This is a genomic window from Symbiopectobacterium sp. RP (assembly GCF_050472005.1).
In the GTDB taxonomy this organism is placed as follows: domain Bacteria; phylum Pseudomonadota; class Gammaproteobacteria; order Enterobacterales; family Enterobacteriaceae; genus Symbiopectobacterium.
Genome location: NZ_JBGOGS010000002.1, coordinates 1,282,440 through 1,297,547, shown reverse-complemented (window position 1 = coordinate 1,297,547; position 15,108 = coordinate 1,282,440). Strand labels below are relative to the sequence as shown.

Annotated in this window: 14 protein-coding genes and 2 pseudogenes; 10 read left to right on the top strand and 6 right to left on the bottom strand. The window is 52.7% G+C overall.

Annotation, left to right across the window (positions count from 1 at the left end; all coding sequences use genetic code 11):
- Positions 1 to 33: 33 nt before the first annotated feature.
- Entirely contained in the window at positions 34 to 759 is a 726-nt protein-coding gene (rpsB, locus tag ACD630_RS26050) for a 30S ribosomal protein S2 (protein ID WP_430361108.1), read from the bottom strand.
- A gap of 373 nt (positions 760 to 1,132) precedes the next feature.
- On the opposite strand from rpsB, the gene map reads away from it, so the two are divergent.
- The 4 genes from map (at position 1,133) to ACD630_RS26030 (ending at position 6,021) form a co-directional block, all read left to right on the top strand.
- On the top strand, positions 1,133 to 1,927 hold the full coding sequence (map, locus tag ACD630_RS26045; RefSeq protein WP_430361106.1) for a type I methionyl aminopeptidase: 795 nt from the start codon (positions 1,133 to 1,135) through the stop codon (positions 1,925 to 1,927).
- Positions 1,928 to 2,036: 109 nt separating this feature from the next.
- Entirely contained in the window at positions 2,037 to 4,718 is a 2,682-nt protein-coding gene (glnD, locus tag ACD630_RS26040) for a bifunctional uridylyltransferase/uridylyl-removing protein GlnD (protein WP_430361105.1), read from the top strand.
- 32 nt (positions 4,719 to 4,750) lie between these two features.
- Complete coding sequence (dapD, locus tag ACD630_RS26035; protein ID WP_430361104.1) at positions 4,751 to 5,575, top strand: 2,3,4,5-tetrahydropyridine-2,6-dicarboxylate N-succinyltransferase; 825 nt, start codon at positions 4,751 to 4,753, stop codon at positions 5,573 to 5,575.
- Positions 5,576 to 5,631: 56 nt separating this feature from the next.
- Positions 5,632 to 6,021: a DUF3461 family protein gene (locus ACD630_RS26030; RefSeq protein ID WP_430361103.1), complete on the top strand. Its 390-nt coding sequence runs from the start codon at positions 5,632 to 5,634 to the stop codon at positions 6,019 to 6,021.
- A 75-nt stretch (positions 6,022 to 6,096) separates the two neighbouring features.
- Here ACD630_RS26030 and ACD630_RS26025 read toward each other — a convergent pair whose 3' ends face one another.
- Entirely contained in the window at positions 6,097 to 6,552 is a 456-nt protein-coding gene (locus tag ACD630_RS26025; RefSeq protein ID WP_430361102.1) for a flavodoxin, read from the bottom strand.
- Between the two features lie 59 nt (positions 6,553 to 6,611).
- Here ACD630_RS26025 and ACD630_RS26020 point away from each other — a divergent pair, with 59 nt between their 5' ends.
- Complete coding sequence (locus ACD630_RS26020) at positions 6,612 to 6,740, top strand: hypothetical protein (protein ID WP_430361101.1); 129 nt, start codon at positions 6,612 to 6,614, stop codon at positions 6,738 to 6,740.
- Here ACD630_RS26020 and truC read toward each other — a convergent pair.
- The 3 genes and pseudogenes from truC to syd all read right to left on the bottom strand — a co-directional run bounded on the left by truC (position 6,702) and on the right by syd (position 9,032).
- Positions 6,702 to 7,493: a tRNA pseudouridine(65) synthase TruC gene (gene truC / locus ACD630_RS26015; protein WP_430361303.1), complete on the bottom strand. Its 792-nt coding sequence runs from the start codon at positions 7,491 to 7,493 to the stop codon at positions 6,702 to 6,704. The two genes, ACD630_RS26020 and truC, sit on opposite strands and share 39 nt — an antisense overlap.
- Positions 7,486 to 7,833: a YqcC family protein gene (locus tag ACD630_RS26010; RefSeq protein ID WP_430361100.1), complete on the bottom strand. Its 348-nt coding sequence runs from the start codon at positions 7,831 to 7,833 to the stop codon at positions 7,486 to 7,488. The genes truC and ACD630_RS26010 overlap by 8 nt, the downstream gene beginning before the upstream one ends.
- 663 nt (positions 7,834 to 8,496) lie before the next feature.
- A pseudogene (gene syd, locus ACD630_RS26005) lies at positions 8,497 to 9,032 on the bottom strand (SecY-interacting protein).
- A 69-nt stretch (positions 9,033 to 9,101) separates the two neighbouring features.
- Between syd and queF the strand changes: the two are divergent.
- The 4 genes from queF to ACD630_RS25985 all read left to right on the top strand — a co-directional run bounded on the left by queF (position 9,102) and on the right by ACD630_RS25985 (position 13,413).
- Positions 9,102 to 9,953 (top strand): NADPH-dependent 7-cyano-7-deazaguanine reductase QueF, encoded by an 852-nt coding sequence (gene queF, locus ACD630_RS26000; RefSeq protein ID WP_430361302.1) that lies wholly within the window; start codon positions 9,102 to 9,104, stop codon positions 9,951 to 9,953.
- A gap of 175 nt (positions 9,954 to 10,128) precedes the next feature.
- Positions 10,129 to 11,493 carry a nucleotide 5'-monophosphate nucleosidase PpnN gene (gene ppnN, locus ACD630_RS25995; protein ID WP_430361099.1) on the top strand — a complete coding sequence of 455 codons (1,365 nt, stop codon included), beginning with the start codon at positions 10,129 to 10,131 and terminating at the stop codon, positions 11,491 to 11,493.
- 255 nt (positions 11,494 to 11,748) lie between these two features.
- On the top strand, positions 11,749 to 12,600 hold the full coding sequence (gene sseA, locus ACD630_RS25990) for a 3-mercaptopyruvate sulfurtransferase (RefSeq protein WP_430361098.1): 852 nt from the start codon (positions 11,749 to 11,751) through the stop codon (positions 12,598 to 12,600).
- 21 nt (positions 12,601 to 12,621) lie between these two features.
- Positions 12,622 to 13,413 carry a MurR/RpiR family transcriptional regulator gene (locus ACD630_RS25985; RefSeq protein WP_430361097.1) on the top strand — a complete coding sequence of 264 codons (792 nt, stop codon included), beginning with the start codon at positions 12,622 to 12,624 and terminating at the stop codon, positions 13,411 to 13,413.
- Here the strand turns inward: ACD630_RS25985 and ACD630_RS25980 are convergent.
- Positions 13,352 to 13,948 (bottom strand): hypothetical protein, encoded by a 597-nt coding sequence (locus tag ACD630_RS25980; RefSeq protein WP_430361096.1) that lies wholly within the window; start codon positions 13,946 to 13,948, stop codon positions 13,352 to 13,354. The genes ACD630_RS25985 and ACD630_RS25980 overlap by 62 nt on opposite strands.
- Positions 13,949 to 13,989: 41 nt before the next feature.
- On the opposite strand from ACD630_RS25980, the pseudogene ACD630_RS25975 reads away from it, so the two are divergent.
- Positions 13,990 to 15,090 (top strand): annotated as a pseudogene (locus ACD630_RS25975) (IS256 family transposase); the annotation flags it as partial.
- Positions 15,091 to 15,108 lie beyond the last annotated feature (18 nt).

Below are 15,108 nucleotides of genomic sequence, written 5' to 3'. Positions count from 1 at the left end.
TTGGTTAATAAGGGCTCGACGGAGCCAGTCTTATTATTCAGCTTCTACCAAGCCTTCTTCCGCTTGAACAGCCAGATCTTGAGAACGGCCTTCACGAACAGCGATAGCAACAGCGCTCAGGTACAGGGTTACTGCACGGATGGCGTCGTCGTTGCCAGGGATGATGAAGTCAACGCCATCCGGATCGGAGTTGGTATCAACCACAGCAAATACTGGGATACCCAGGTTGTTTGCTTCTTTGATGGCGATGTGTTCATGGTCAGCGTCAACCACAAACAGAGCATCTGGCAGGCCGCCCATATCTTTGATACCGCCCAGGCTGTTTTCCAGCTTGTCCAGTTCACGAGTACGCATCAGAGCTTCTTTTTTGGTCAGCTTGTCGAAGGTACCGTCTTGAGATTGATTTTCCAGATCTTTCAAACGCTTGATGGACTGACGAACGGTTTTCCAGTTAGTCAGCATACCGCCCAACCAGCGATGGTTCACGAAGAACTGGTCGCAGTTGTTTGCAGCGTCTTTTACCGCTTCGCTTGCAGCGCGTTTCGTACCAACGAACAGGATTTTGCCTTTGCGAGAAGAGATTTTGCTCAGCTCAGCCAATGCATCGTTGAACATCGGAAGGGTTTTTTCAAGGTTGATGATGTGAACTTTGTTACGCGCACCAAAAATGAAAGGTTTCATTTTCGGGTTCCAGTAACGGGTCTGGTGACCGAAGTGTACGCCAGCCTTGAGCATATCGCACATGGAAACAGTTGCCATGATTACCTCTATAAATTGAGTATGGGGTTAAGCCTCCACATGTCCCATTACACCGACCCTTCAGCCACGTCATAAGACATTGACCTTCGAGCACCCCGGTGAACGTGTCGACATGTGTGTGTTATTTACACATATGAGTTTAGTGAATTCCGCTGAACCTGTTAGCCAGACCCAGTCAGATCACCGGCGCGCTTTGTACCATAAAGTCCCCACCGACACCAACTTTTGTTGCACCCTTTACCCGATTTTCTCCTGACGTATCGCCATTGAATCCAAATGGGGATTTGGCACCATCCGTCAGGGCTGATAACATAAGTGGTTAGTGAGTAACCTTAAATTCGTCGACTGCTTCGACACCTGCGGACAATTTTGCATGGCTATATCAATAAAAACCCCTGAAGACATCGAGAAAATGCGCGTCGCTGGCCGCCTCGCGGCGGAAGTGCTGGAAATCATCGAACCGTATGTGGTTCCCGGTGTCAGCACTGGCGAACTCGATCGCATCTGCCACGACCATATTACCAACAAGCAGCAGGCCATTTCTGCCAGCCTCGGTTATCACGGTTTTCCGAAATCGGTGTGTATCTCTATCAACGAAGTGGTATGCCACGGCATTCCCAGCGATGAGCGTCTGCTGAAAGACGGTGACATCGTCAATATCGACGTCACGGTCATCAAAGACGGCTTCCACGGTGACACCTCCAAGATGTTCATCGCCGGTAAACCCACCATTCTGGGCGAACGTCTGTGCCGTATCACACAGGAAAGTCTCTATCTGGCGCTGAAAATGGTCAAGCCAGGCATCCGGCTGCGTGCCCTGGGTAAAGCCATCCAGGTATTTGCGGAAAGCAATGATTTCTCCGTGGTACGCGAATATTGCGGCCACGGTATTGGTCGCGGTTTCCATGAAGAACCTCAGGTGCTGCATTACGATGCTGATGACGGCGGCGTAGTGCTGCAAGCGGGCATGGCATTCACCATTGAACCGATGCTTAACGCCGGCGATTTCCGTATCCGCACCATGAAAGACGGCTGGACGGTAAAAACCAAAGATCGCAGCTTGTCGGCGCAATACGAGCATACTATTGTGGTAACCGAAAACGGTTGCGAAATTATGACGCTGAGGAAAGACGACACCATCCCCAACATCATTTCGCACCCGGCATAATGGTGCGCCAGCCCGACGGTTATCTTTCGGCGGCGGCCAGGGATACCGTTAACAGGGCTGGCGTCTCTTTTATGGCGTTTGCTAGGCAACGCTTAAGGGCTGTGAATTTATGAATGACAACAACGCTTCTCACTCCGCCGACGTGTTCACCGCTGACATACAGCCCCCCGCCTCCCCATTAACCTACAGCGACAGCGAATTGGATTGCTCAGCGCTCAAACTGTCCATGGAGCGTTTTCAGACGTGGTTAGGCGCTGAATTTCGCGCAGGGGTAGCCGCCGAAACGTTGATTACCGCCATAACCTTTTTTATCGACCATCTGCTGCAACGTCTGTGGGCGTTTTACGGTTTCGAATCTGCCGCACAAACGGCGCTGGTGGCCGTTGGTGGATACGGGCGCGGTGAGTTGCACCCACTGTCGGATATTGATGTGCTGGTGCTCAGCGGGCAGTCGCTCAGCGCCCATCAATCTCAACAGGTGGGCGCGTTTATCACGCTGCTGTGGGACCTCAAGCTTGAAGTCGGTCATAGCGTGCGCACGCTGGATGAATGCCTGCAAGAAGGCAGAGCGGATATTTCCGTGGCGACAAACCTTATCGAATCGCGCCTGATCTGCGGCGATGTGGCACTGTTTCTCTCCTTACAAAAACAGATTTTTAGCGAAGATTTTTGGCCCTCCTCCGCCTTTTTCCCGGCCAAAATCACCGAACAGCAAGAACGGCACCAGCGTTACCACAGCACCAGCTATAATCTTGAACCGGATATAAAAAGTAGCCCCGGTGGGCTGCGCGATATTCACACCTTGCTCTGGGTTGCCCGGCGCCATTTTGGTGCCACGTCGCTCAACGAAATGGTCGGATTTGGTTTTCTCACCGAAGCCGAGTGCAACGAGCTCAATGAATGTCAGAGCTTCCTATGGCGCATTCGCTTTGCCTTGCATCTGATTCTGTCGCGTTACGACAACCGTTTGCTGTTTGACCGCCAGCTCAACGTGGCACAGTTGCTGAATTACCGTGGTGAGGGTAATGCGCCGGTTGAGCACATGATGAAAGATTTCTATCGTGCGACGCGCCGCGTCAGCGAGCTTAATCATATGCTGCTGCAACTGTTCGATGAGGCCATCCTGGCGTTGGATGCCAGTGAAAAACCCCGCGCGATAGATGATGAATTCCAGCTGCGTGGCAATCTGATCGACCTGCGTGATGAGACGCTGTTCATGCACAAGCCGGAAGCCATTATGCGCATGTTTAGCACCATGGTGCGCAACGATGAGATTACTGGCATCTATTCCACCACGCTGCGCCAATTGCGTCATGCACGTCGCCATCTGGCCCAACCGCTATGCGCAATTCCTGAAGCGCGGCACCTTTTTATGGCTATTTTGCGCCATCCACACGCGGTAAATCGTGCCCTACTGCAGATGCATCGTCATAGCGTATTGGAAGCGTATACACCGTTATGGAGCAATATTGTCGGGCAGATGCAGTTCGATCTGTTTCATGCCTATACCATGGATGGGCACACGCTGCGTGTGCTGCTCAAACTGGAAAGCTTTGCCGACGAAGAGACGCACGCCCAGCATCCACTGTGCGTGGAGCTGTATCCGCGCCTGCCGCAGCCGGAATTACTGCTACTTGCGGCGCTGTTTCATGACATTGCTAAAGGACGTGGCGGCGATCACTCGGAACTAGGGGCGCAAGATGTCGTTGAGTTTGCCGCTCTGCACCAGCTTAATTCACGCGAAACGCAGCTGGTTGCCTGGTTGGTGCGCTGCCACCTGCTGATGTCGGTTACCGCACAGCGTCGCGACATTCAGGATCCGGCGGTTATCCAGCAGTTCGCCGCTGAAGTGAAAAGCGAAACCCGCCTGCGCTACCTGGTCAGCCTCACGGTTGCCGATATCTGCGCGACCAACGAAACCTTGTGGAACAGTTGGAAACAGAGCCTGCTGCGCGAACTTTATTTCGCCACCGAGAAACAGCTGCGCCGCGGGATGCAAAATACGCCGGATGTGCGCGATCGCGTACGCCATCATCGCCTTCAGGCCTTGGCGCTGCTGTGCATGGACAATATCGATGAAGAAGCGCTGCACCCTATCTGGAGCCGCTGCCGCGCAGATTATTTTCTGCGCCATTCGCCGAATCAGCTTGCCTGGCACGCACGCCATCTGGTTGAGCATGATTTACATCAGCCATTGGTGCTTATCAGCCACCAAGCTAGCCGCGGCGGCACTGAAATTTTCATCTGGAGCCCAGATCGCCCTTATCTGTTCGCCGCTGTGGCAGGCGAACTCGACCGTCGCAACCTGAGCGTGCATGATGCGCAAATTTTCACCAGCCGCGATGGTATGGCAATGGACACCTTCATCGTACTGGAACCCGACGGCAGTCCGGTCGCACCGGATCGTCACGAGTTTATTCGTCAGGCGCTGGTTCAGGCGCTCACGCAGCGCGATTACCAGCACCCGCGCCCACGCCGCGCGTCCTCCAAATTACGCCATTTCAGTGTGCCCACGGAAATCAGCTTCCTACCGACACATACGGACAGACGCAGCTACATGGAGTTGAGCGCACTCGATCAACCGGGGCTACTGGCGCGCCTAGGTAAAGTGTTCGCCGATCTCAACGTGTCGTTACACGGTGCGCGCATTTCCACGATTGGCGAGCGAGTAGAAGACCTTTTTATCCTTGCAGACAAAGACAGACGCGCATTATCTCCGGAATTGCGCCTTATCTTGCAACAACGGTTGACAGAAGCCCTCGACCCAAACGATAAATTAACCCTGAATTAACCATTGACTGACAGCACAGAAAGAGAAACAGGATGCATCAATTACAAAACGTTATCGAAACCACCTTTGAACGCCGTGCCGACATTACGCCGACCTCCGTGGACAGCGTAACCCGTGAAGCCGTTAATCAGGTAATTGGCTTATTGGACAGCGGCGCACTGCGCGTGGCGGAAAAAATCAATGGCGAGTGGGTGACGCACCAATGGTTGAAAAAAGCGGCGCTGCTCTCTTTCCGTATCAATGACAACCAACTGATGGAAGGGACGGAAACCAGCTACTACGACAAAGTGCCGATGAAATTCGCCGGTTACGATGAAGCGCGCTTCCAACGCGAAGGTTTCCGCGTAGTACCCCCTGCCAGCGTGCGTCAGGGCGCATTTATCGCCCGCAACACGGTACTGATGCCGTCTTATGTCAACATCGGTGCTTACGTTGACGAAGGCACCATGGTTGATACCTGGGCGACCGTCGGCTCTTGCGCACAGATCGGAAAAAACGTTCACCTGTCCGGCGGTGTCGGCATAGGTGGCGTACTGGAGCCGTTGCAGGCCAACCCGACCATCATTGAAGACAACTGCTTTATCGGTGCCCGCTCTGAAGTGGTAGAAGGTGTGATCGTGGAAGAAGGCTCCGTCATCTCCATGGGCGTGTTTATCGGCCAAAGCACTAAAATCTATGATCGCGAAACCGGTGAAGTGCATTACGGTCGCGTACCGGCAGGCTCGGTCGTCGTTTCCGGCAACCTGCCGTCGAAAGATGGCAGCTACAGCCTCTACTGCGCCGTGATCGTGAAAAAAGTGGATGCGAAAACCCGCGGTAAAGTGGGTATCAATGAGTTGCTCCGTACCACCAACTAAACTGAACAAGGCGGGTTTACCCGCCTTTTCTTTATCACTCCCCAAAAGGTGGCGCCATGTATGACAATCTAAAAAGCCTAGGTATCTCCCATCCCGATGAAATTGATCGCTATAGCCTGCGCCAGGAGGCCAGCAACGACATCCTGAAAATCTATTTTTGTAAGGATAAAGGGGAGTTTTTCGCCAAAAGCGTAAAATTTAAATATCCGCGCCAGCGTAAAACCATCGTTGCGGATAACAGCGGGCAAGGCTTTAAAGAGATCAATGAGATCAGCCCCAATCTGCGCTATGTCATTGATGAGCTAGACCAGATTTGCCAACGCGATCAAGAGGAAGTCGACCTGAAACGCAAAATCCTTGATGATTTGCGTCATCTGGAAAGCGTGGTGGCAAACAAGATTAATGAGATCAAATCCGATCTGGAAAAGCTGACCAAAGGGCGTTAATACGCTGAGCAGCTAACGTCATGATAAAATGGAGCTTCATCGCTCCGTTTTTTTATACACGTTGATTCAACGTGCTTAACCCGCTTCAACCAACCCCGCCCACTGCTCTACCCACGGGCAGGAAAGCACTTCTGGCTCTAGGCATTCTGTCGCGTCAATCTGAAGCACATCTCCCACACGCTGAGCCCCCATCTCTTGCAACAACGCATCAAACTGCTGGCCCGCGTCGCAAAAATGGGGGTAACTGCTGTCGCCCAGTGCAATGACGCCATAGCGCAGCGCTGGCTGATGACCACCTTTTTCACGCAGCGCAGCAAACAAGGGGGCGATGGAATCCGGCAGATCCCCTTGTCCGGTGGTGGACGTTACCACCAGCACATATTGCTCGCGATACGCCAGCCAGGATGACAGCTCGGCATCTTCAAACACTTTGACCTGATGGCCGTGCTCACTCAGCAGATTCTCCGCCTCTTCTGCAACCAGCAATGCGTTTCCATAAACCGTGCCAACAAAAATACCAATTTGCGCCATGATGATGACTCCACGTGTAATGTATCGCTGCGTGCCCGATATAGCCAACCGACTTAAAAATGATTACAGCCAATGCCCTGATATGTGGCAAAAAAATACAGCTAATTGTTATCAAAATAATGTCGCTTGGCTATAACGCCGTATCTGCGCTATTCGGCAATACTGGAAAGGCCGTTATCCTGCCCTGAGTCAGGCGGAAACTCAACCCTTTCAACATCAGGGAGACTGCCCAGCCAGCCAAATTGCGTCATTACGCGCATCCAGGCCATATCCAACCCAGCACGTAATACCAAGGGCTCCCCTGTTACAGGATGGCACAGCGTCAGCTGGCTGGCATGCAACATCAAGCGTCCACAACCAAAATGCGCGGCCATCGCGCGATTCTGACGCAAATCACCGTGCTTTGAATCACCCAAAATGGGATGCCGCAAATGCACCATATGACGGCGCAACTGATGTTTGCGTCCCGTCTGCGGCACCAGCTCAACCAGGCTGCATCGGGCGGTAGGATAGCGCCCTACTGCTATCGGTTGCTCCACCTGTGCCAGAGAACGGTAGTGAGTGATAGCCGTCTGAGGTTGTTTATCGCGCTGGGCAAGCTTGTCAGCCACTTTGTCCAGCTTTTCAATCAGCGCATAGTCGATGGTATCGCTGCAGGAAAGGTAACCACGCACGACCGCATGATAGGTTTTCTGAATCTGGTGCTGCTCGAACTGCTGCGAAAGCAGGCGCGCAATGTCGCTGGAAAGCCCCAGCAGCAGCACGCCTGACGTTGGCCTGTCCAGACGATGTACCGTGAAAACATGTTGACCAATCTGATCCCGTAGTGTCTGCATGATCACCACTTTTTCTTTACGATCCAGCCAACTGCGGTGAACCAACCACCCAGCCGGTTTATTAATGGCGATCAGATGCTCATCCTGATACAGAATTTCAAGCATCCAGATCTCCCTGCGCATCGGCAGGCACAAACAGTGCATCCAACGCGCACAGCTGTTCCAACAGCGGCGCGATGTCGTTGATATCCCCGGTCAGGGCCTCTTCAAAATAGGGGGTGATCGCGAACGCCTGGGGTAAGGGAACGCCGCCATCCAGCATCGCATGCAGTCGCGGCAACAGTACCCATTGCAACCACTGTTCAGCGCTCATGGTGTCAATGCAGAAAGGTTCTGTGCTGGTAAACGCACTGGCCTGCGGCGGGGCGGATTGCCAAAACACGCTGTCGCGTAGCGTGCGTTCAATTTTCCATAAGGCGTGTCGAATGTGGTCTTGGTGCGTCATGCTTTTCTCTCACCGGCTGCGTGGACGGCAAAGCATATCATTGAAGCTGGAGGAGCCCAACAGGCGCAGGGCAGCGGTGGCAAGGCAATAGAGGGCCGCGTCTGCAAAGCGTTAACGGATACTCTGCGACAAAAAAGTTGGGGGCACTGATATTCAGTGCCCCCGGTTCGTTTTATAGCTTTCCCGCTACACCACTGCGTCCCTGCTCATCCGTGAAAACTTTTCCTTTGCGGTTATCCTAACCAGCTCTCCGTGCAAGCGTCCAACTTTCGTCCTGACCGTTCTTACTGCACCTTCCGTGAAGATATTCCCTTTAGGCTCCTGCCCCACCGACACTCCGTAACGGCTCTCAATCTCCTTCCTAGAGGTGTCCTTGGTTTCATCCTGAAGCCATTATCCTTCTTCACCACATTTAGCGATAAAGTGATACATCCTGTAACAGGTTACTAAGATGTATTAAAAGGCGACGAACAGCAAGACCCTGATCAGATTTTTTCTTATATTTACGCTGAACCCCCTAATTCAAAGAAAGATATAATCCATTAATTAAAAAGAAAAAAAACGAAAAAAAGTGCATAAAACGAGGAAAACACAGAGATATCTCACAATAACTGTAAGATATATCTTACACGCATATCCGCTAGATAACGCAGGCAGCCATCATCATACTCTCGGTTGCAACTGTTGCAGGAACACAGACAAAGAGGGAGGCAACACCCGATGTTCACGTGTACCAAAGGTTTCAAGCCATACTTCACCGCTAACATTGGATAACGAGATCAGCGCCATTTCTGATTACGTCGTGGCTAAAAACAGCGTCGGCGGCAACTTGAGTCGCTTTTGCGTCAGCAAATGCCTGATCAGATTTTCTTGCATACGCACAAAATCATCCTCGCTCCACGATTGCAGTAGCAGGCAATCAATATCGGCAAAGCGCGCTTCCATATCCCCGGCATACTGCGTGGTAAAAAAGGCTTCAGCATCAGGATGCAGCGCAATTGTCAACGCACGCGACACGCCGTCAAGTGCCGCACCCTCGGCCACAGGCTGAGGTATCCAAAATACCCGCTCGCCGTCATTTTCCACTATGCAGGGTGAAGCAACGCCGTACTGGCGGGCAAATGCTCATAGGCTTGCTGCCAAGCCGCCATATAGCGCTGGGTAAACCCCTGGAGTGCGTGCTGCACATTGTAATCCATACTTTTTTCTCTTCACTGGGCGAGTCGGTTACACTACTGCATATCGTTTTTACTTTGCAAAGGCATGTTATGTCCACTTTTGACAAACAAGATGCGCTCAGTGCGTTACCGTTGGGAAAACCGACATCTTACCACGACAGCTACGATGCAGGCTTGTTACAAGCGGTTCCACGCAGTTTAAACCGCTCCCCTTTAGGCATTGATGCCGCGCATTTGCCGTTTCACGGTGAAGATATCTGGACATTATACGAACTCTCTTGGCTTGCGCCCAATGGAGTGCCACAGGTTGCCGTAGGCGAAATGCATTTGCAGGCCGATAGCCCAAACCTGATCGAATCCAAAAGCTTCAAACTCTACCTGAACAGCTTCAATCAGACGGTTTTTGAAAATTGGCAACGGGTACAAGAGACACTAACGCGCGATCTGGCCGCCTGTGCGCAGGGTGAGGTTAGCGTGGCGCTGTTTTCGCTGGATGCTTTTCAGGGAGAGACGCTGGGCCAATTCCAAGGGGAATGTATTGACGGATTGGATATTCAGATCACGGATTATGCATTCAATGCCGACCATCTCGCCAACGCCTGCCACGCACAGCGCCCCGTTGTTGAAGAAACCTTGGTGAGCCATGTGCTCAAATCCAACTGCCTGATCACTCACCAGCCGGATTGGGGCTCGGTGCAAATTCGCTACCGGGGCAAACGTATCGACAGAGAAGCCCTGCTGCGCTACATCGTCTCCTTTCGGCACCACAATGAGTTCCATGAGCAGTGCGTGGAACGTATCTTCAACGACCTGATGCGTTTTTGCCAGCCAGAAGCATTGACCGTTTACGCGCGCTATACACGCCGAGGCGGGCTGGACATCAATCCCTGGCGTAGCAACACCGACTTTATTGCAAACACCGGTCGCTTACCCCGGCAATAGTGCGGGATACGATACAATATCGTCATTCAGAAACGGCATTATTGGAAATAACTGATACCATCAGGTTAAGGTGGAGCAATACATAAAATCAGTGTTATGCGTCTTGCCACCCCAGTGGCGACAAGGGATAGCCTAGAAATTTTGTTGTTATACACTGCGTTCTCAAGGAGTAAAATTGATTACACATATCAGCCCGTTAGGGTCTATGGATTTGTTATCGCAGTTGGAAGTGGACATGTTGAAAAGCACGGCCAGCAGCGATCTTTACCGTTTATTCCGCAACTGTTCGCTTGCCGTGCTGAATTCCGGCAGCCAAACCGATAACAGCAAAGAGCTGCTGTCCCGCTACGAAGATTTCGATATCAATGTATTGCGCCGTGAACGCGGCGTGAAGCTGGAGCTGGTCAATCCTCCGGAAGACGCTTTCGTCGATGGCGACATTATCCGTTCGTTGCAGGCCAACCTGTTCGCCGTACTGCGCGACATTCTGTTTGTGAACGGGCAAATCACCTCGGCAGAGCGCTATCAGAACCTGAATCTGGAAAACAGTGCCCACATTACTAATCTGGTATTTTCTATTTTGCGCAATGCGCGTGCGCTGCACGTCGGGGAAGAGCCCAACATGGTGGTGTGCTGGGGCGGCCACTCCATCAATGAAACTGAATATCTCTACGGACGAAAAGTCGGTAGCCAATTAGGGCTGCGTGAACTGAACATCTGTACCGGCTGCGGCCCCGGCGCCATGGAAGCACCGATGAAAGGTGCCGCCGTCGGCCACGCACATCAGCGCTATAAAGAAGGTCGCTTTATTGGCATGACGGAACCATCCATCATCGCCGCCGAGCCGCCTAACCCGCTGGTGAATGAACTTATCATCATGCCCGATATCGAAAAACGCCTCGAAGCCTTCGTACGCATCGGGCACGGTATCATTATTTTCCCCGGCGGGGTCGGCACGGCGGAAGAGTTCCTCTACCTGCTGAGCATCATGATGAATCCGGAAAACAGCAAACAGGTGCTGCCTATCATCCTGACCGGGCCGGAGGAAAGCGCCGATTATTTCCATGTTCTGGATGAATTTATCATCACCACCCTAGGCCGTCAGGCGCGCCGTTACTACTCCATCATCATTGATGATGCAGCGGAAGTGGCACGGCAGATGAAGAAAGCGATGCCGCAGGTGAAGGAACATCGCCGTCATACCGGTGACGCCTACAGCTTTAACTGGTCATTGCGCATCGCACCCGATCTGCAATTGCCGTTTGAGCCCACTCACGAGAATATGGCAAACCTCAATCTGCACCCCAATCAAGCCCCAGAAGCACTGGCCTCTGCGCTGCGCAAAGCGTTTTCTGGCATTGTGGCGGGCAACGTCAAAGAGGTTGGCATTCAGGCGATTGAAGAGCACGGTCCGTACAAGATCCACGGCGATGCACAGCTGATGCAAGGCATGGATAAACTGCTGCAAGGGTTCGTTGTGCAGCAAAGGATGAAGCTGCCGGGCAGCGCCTACATCCCTTGCTATGAAATCTGTACCTGATGTGTATTAGTCGCGACTAATACAATTTACGCTCAATCGCACCGTGCCCACCATGCAGCATGCCAAAGCGATCCTTGATGAGATGATCGCGGCAAACCAGGAATATTGGCCGCAGCTGAAACAGGCCTACCGTGACGGCGTGGCGCTGAACGCAGGCAAACCCGAATAGCTACTTGTCGGAAAAGGAAAAATGGCTGACAATATTTACCACTGTTTCACTCAGGGCAGCACGCACTGCCCATGCGTGGGGTTTATATGTCAGCTTCTTCTTCCCGTTTGTTTGTTTGTGCCGACTGGCTCGCGGAGCATCTGGCTTCCGATGACATCACACTGATCGATGCGCGCATGTTACCCCCGGGTGAAACCAGCCGGGATATCCATGCTGAATACCGTGCGGGGCATCTGCCCGGCGCGGTTTTTTTTGATATTGAAACCCTGTCCGATCCCAACACCGCATTGCCCCATATGATGCCCAGCGCAGAAGCGTTCGCAAAAGCGATGGGTGAATTGGGCATCAGCGACCAGCAACCGCTGGTAATTTACGATGAAGGTAACCTGTTTTCCGCTCCGCGTGCTTGGTGGATGCTAACCCACTTCGGCGCTCGTCAGGTGGCGATTCTTTCTGGCGGGCTGGCGAAGTGGAAAGCCCAGGGTTATCCGATTGAGCAGGGAGACGTACACCCCACGCCAGCACATTTTAATGCCGTGTTAATCGAAGGCGCGATCCGCTCTCGGGAACAGATATTGGCGATCAGCCGTGACGGCTCGGCGCAAATCGTCGATGCGCGCCCTGCCCCGCGTTTTCGCGGTGAAGTGGATGAACCGCGCCCCGGCCTGCGTCGCGGCCATATTCCCGGCAGCCTGAACGTGCCGTGGGGAGATCTGGTGACACAGGGCACCCTGAAACCCAGCCCTGAGCTGGCGACGATTCTGCACAAAGCGGGCTTGGATTTCAGCCGCCCGATTGTTGCCAGTTGCGGCTCTGGCGTCACCGCCGTGATGGTGATCCTAGCGCTTGCGCAGTTGGGCGTGTCCAATGTCACGCTGTATGACGGTGCCTGGAGCGAATGGGGCGCCCGTGATGATACCCCTATTGCACTAGGCTGATTGCCGCGCAGGAGCAGCACCATGGATAGCCGGCTGACATCACTGGTTCACCACGGCAGAGATTTGACGCGCGCGGAACACCGCGTGCTGGTGTTTATCGCCGAGCATGCGTCGCTGGTCGGCAAGATCACCGTGTGTGAACTGGCGCAGCAAACCTATGTCTCGACGGCAACCATTATGCGCCTGTGCCAAAAAATGGGGTTTAGCGGCTACAGCGAATTTATCTATCACAGCAAGCAGTTGCTCCCCGATACACCACGTTCGTTTCCGGCAACCCCCACATCGGTTGCCAACGATGGCATCCCCGAAGCCTATCGCCATTTTGTCGCCAATTACGAAAAAACCTTCACCTACGTGACGCCCGCGCTGATGGACGCCTTCTGCCATATCCTGCGTCACGAGAGCCATTTTTTTCTTTACGGTGCCGGGTTCTCCCACCTGTTTACCGAGTACTTCGCGAAAAAGCTGCAAATACTGGGTAAGGATGCGTTTGTCTCCGATCTGGGGGACAGCAAAGGGATTTTTCTTAGCAATCCCCCCAAATACCGCATCTTTATCGCTATCTCGCGCAGTGGAGAAACCGAGCAGGTGGTTGAAAAAGCGCAGATCGCCAGAAACATCGGCATGACCGTGGTCGCCTTCACTCGTGCATCGTTTAATCCGTTAGCCAACGTGGCAGATTTGCATTTTCGCTTGCATGATGAAGCTATTCATTTTGCGCCCGAAGCGGGAGAGGTTAGCTCGTTCGAGTCTAATTTGGTGTTGCTGATTGATTTACTGCTGCTGCGAGCAACCACGGGCAACACGGTCTAGATGGCATCCCCTGAACCATAGGTATATCAGCCGTCAAAGCATCCATATGAGTCAGACTCTCAGACAAGCCCTCGGTTAGCGTTGAACGACAACCTGCCCTATCGGTTAGAGTTTGAGACAGGGGCGCTATTGGTAAACCATTTGCAGCATCAACCAGTAGGCGGGTTTGTAGTTCATAACCGACGTCGCCACCATGCGTCATTTTCAAACGTTCTTCTTTCCCATTGTGGGTACGAAACTGTAAATGAGACCAGTCGTGAACGACGGGAGCGTATGGATGCGGGCTAAGTGCAACCTGCCGGAGAGCCAGCGAAATAATCGGTTCATTGAGCTGACTGAAGCTAATACGTTCATTATTAAAAAAACGCCAAACGGCCTGAATAGTGGCGAATGTTGTTTTCTGCGCGCAGGCAAGGTCTTTAACGGCTGACGCCAATGGTGCTGGGGGAGTCATGTGTTGCTTAACCAGACGCTGATAACGCCGGTTAAGGCGGGCATCAATCCCGCCGATGGATAAGTTGAGATCATGCAGCAACGTAATAGCAGATATTGCAAAAGATGTGTAGATACCTATGCCTTGACGACGGGCATCATGCTGTCGTTCGTAACGGCTATTTGCCACCGCGAACCATACAGACGGGTATTGGGGATGTTGAAATTAAAGTGCCTAAGGTCAGAGAGCTCAGTGGCAACGGAATATGCTTCAACAGCGCGTTGTTGCCGCCTTATCTGAAACGTGCAAAAAGCGTCGAAGAGTTGCTACCATGGCTGTACCTGCGAGGCATATCCACCGGTGATTTTCACGAAGCCCTGAGGGCGCTTCTCAGTGAAAAAGCGAATGCCCTCTCTGCCAGTACCATCAGCAGACTGAAACAGCAATGGCTTGAAGAGCACAGGCAATGGTGCCTGCGTGATTTAAGCGATACGTGCTACGTTTATTTCTGGGCCGATGGCATATACAGCCATGTCAGGCAAGATGATCGCCTTTGCCTGCTGGTCATTATCGGCGTCACTGAGCATGGACGTAAGGAGCTGGTTGCGGTTGAAGATGGTTATCGAGAGTCAGAAGCAAACTGGGCCGAACTTCTTAATGGCCTGCGAGCACGTGGCCTAACCGTATCTCCCAAGCTGGCTACGGGAGACGGTGCCCTTGGTTTTTGGAATGCAATGGCAAAGATATTCCCGGACACGCAGCACCAACGCTGTTGGGTGCACAAAACCGCTAATGTGTTGGCTTCACTCCCCAAAGCCATGCAACCGAAAGTTAAGGCTGAGCTGCGGGAGGTTTGGCTGGCAGAGAGCCGCGATGCCGCTAATGAAGCCTTTGATGTTTTGTTGGCAAGGTTTTCAGCGAAGTATCCTGCAGTGATGAAGAAGCTGGAGAAAGCTCGAGAAGAACTGCTGGCATTCTACGACTTCCCGTCAGAGCACTGGGCGTCAATAAGAACGACAAATCCGATTGAATCGGCTTTTGCGACTGTGAGGCTACGAAGCAGAGGCGCGAAGAACGATGGTTCGAGAGAAACAACCCTGTCAATGGTATTTAAGCTGCTCCAGTCAGCTCAGAAAAGCTGGAACCGACTAAGAGGATTTGACCTGCTGACCCTAGTTGTAAGCAACGTCCAATTTAAGGATGGAGAACAGATTTACGAAGCATCAGAGCGGAACGTAGCCTGATCGCCATACACCAGATTT

Excerpts from the sequence above, each read along its gene's own strand:
- sseA (WP_430361098.1), top strand. The coding sequence starts at position 11,749 with ATGTCAGCTTCTTCTTCCCGTTTGTTTGTTTGTGCCGACTGGCTCGCG.
- glnD (WP_430361105.1), top strand. The coding sequence starts at position 2,037 with ATGAATGACAACAACGCTTCTCACTCCGCCGACGTGTTCACCGCTGAC.
- ACD630_RS26030 (WP_430361103.1), top strand. The coding sequence starts at position 5,632 with ATGTATGACAATCTAAAAAGCCTAGGTATCTCCCATCCCGATGAAATT.
- ACD630_RS26020 (WP_430361101.1), top strand. The coding sequence starts at position 6,612 with ATGATTACAGCCAATGCCCTGATATGTGGCAAAAAAATACAGCTAATT.
- truC (WP_430361303.1), bottom strand. The coding sequence starts at position 7,493 with ATGCTTGAAATTCTGTATCAGGATGAGCATCTGATCGCCATTAATAAA.
- ACD630_RS26025 (WP_430361102.1), bottom strand. The coding sequence starts at position 6,552 with ATGGCGCAAATTGGTATTTTTGTTGGCACGGTTTATGGAAACGCATTG.
- ACD630_RS26010 (WP_430361100.1), bottom strand. The coding sequence starts at position 7,833 with ATGACGCACCAAGACCACATTCGACACGCCTTATGGAAAATTGAACGC.
- queF (WP_430361302.1), top strand. The coding sequence starts at position 9,102 with ATGTCCACTTTTGACAAACAAGATGCGCTCAGTGCGTTACCGTTGGGA.
- map (WP_430361106.1), top strand. The coding sequence starts at position 1,133 with ATGGCTATATCAATAAAAACCCCTGAAGACATCGAGAAAATGCGCGTC.
- ACD630_RS25985 (WP_430361097.1), top strand. The coding sequence starts at position 12,622 with ATGGATAGCCGGCTGACATCACTGGTTCACCACGGCAGAGATTTGACG.
- rpsB (WP_430361108.1), bottom strand. The coding sequence starts at position 759 with ATGGCAACTGTTTCCATGTGCGATATGCTCAAGGCTGGCGTACACTTC.
- dapD (WP_430361104.1), top strand. The coding sequence starts at position 4,751 with ATGCATCAATTACAAAACGTTATCGAAACCACCTTTGAACGCCGTGCC.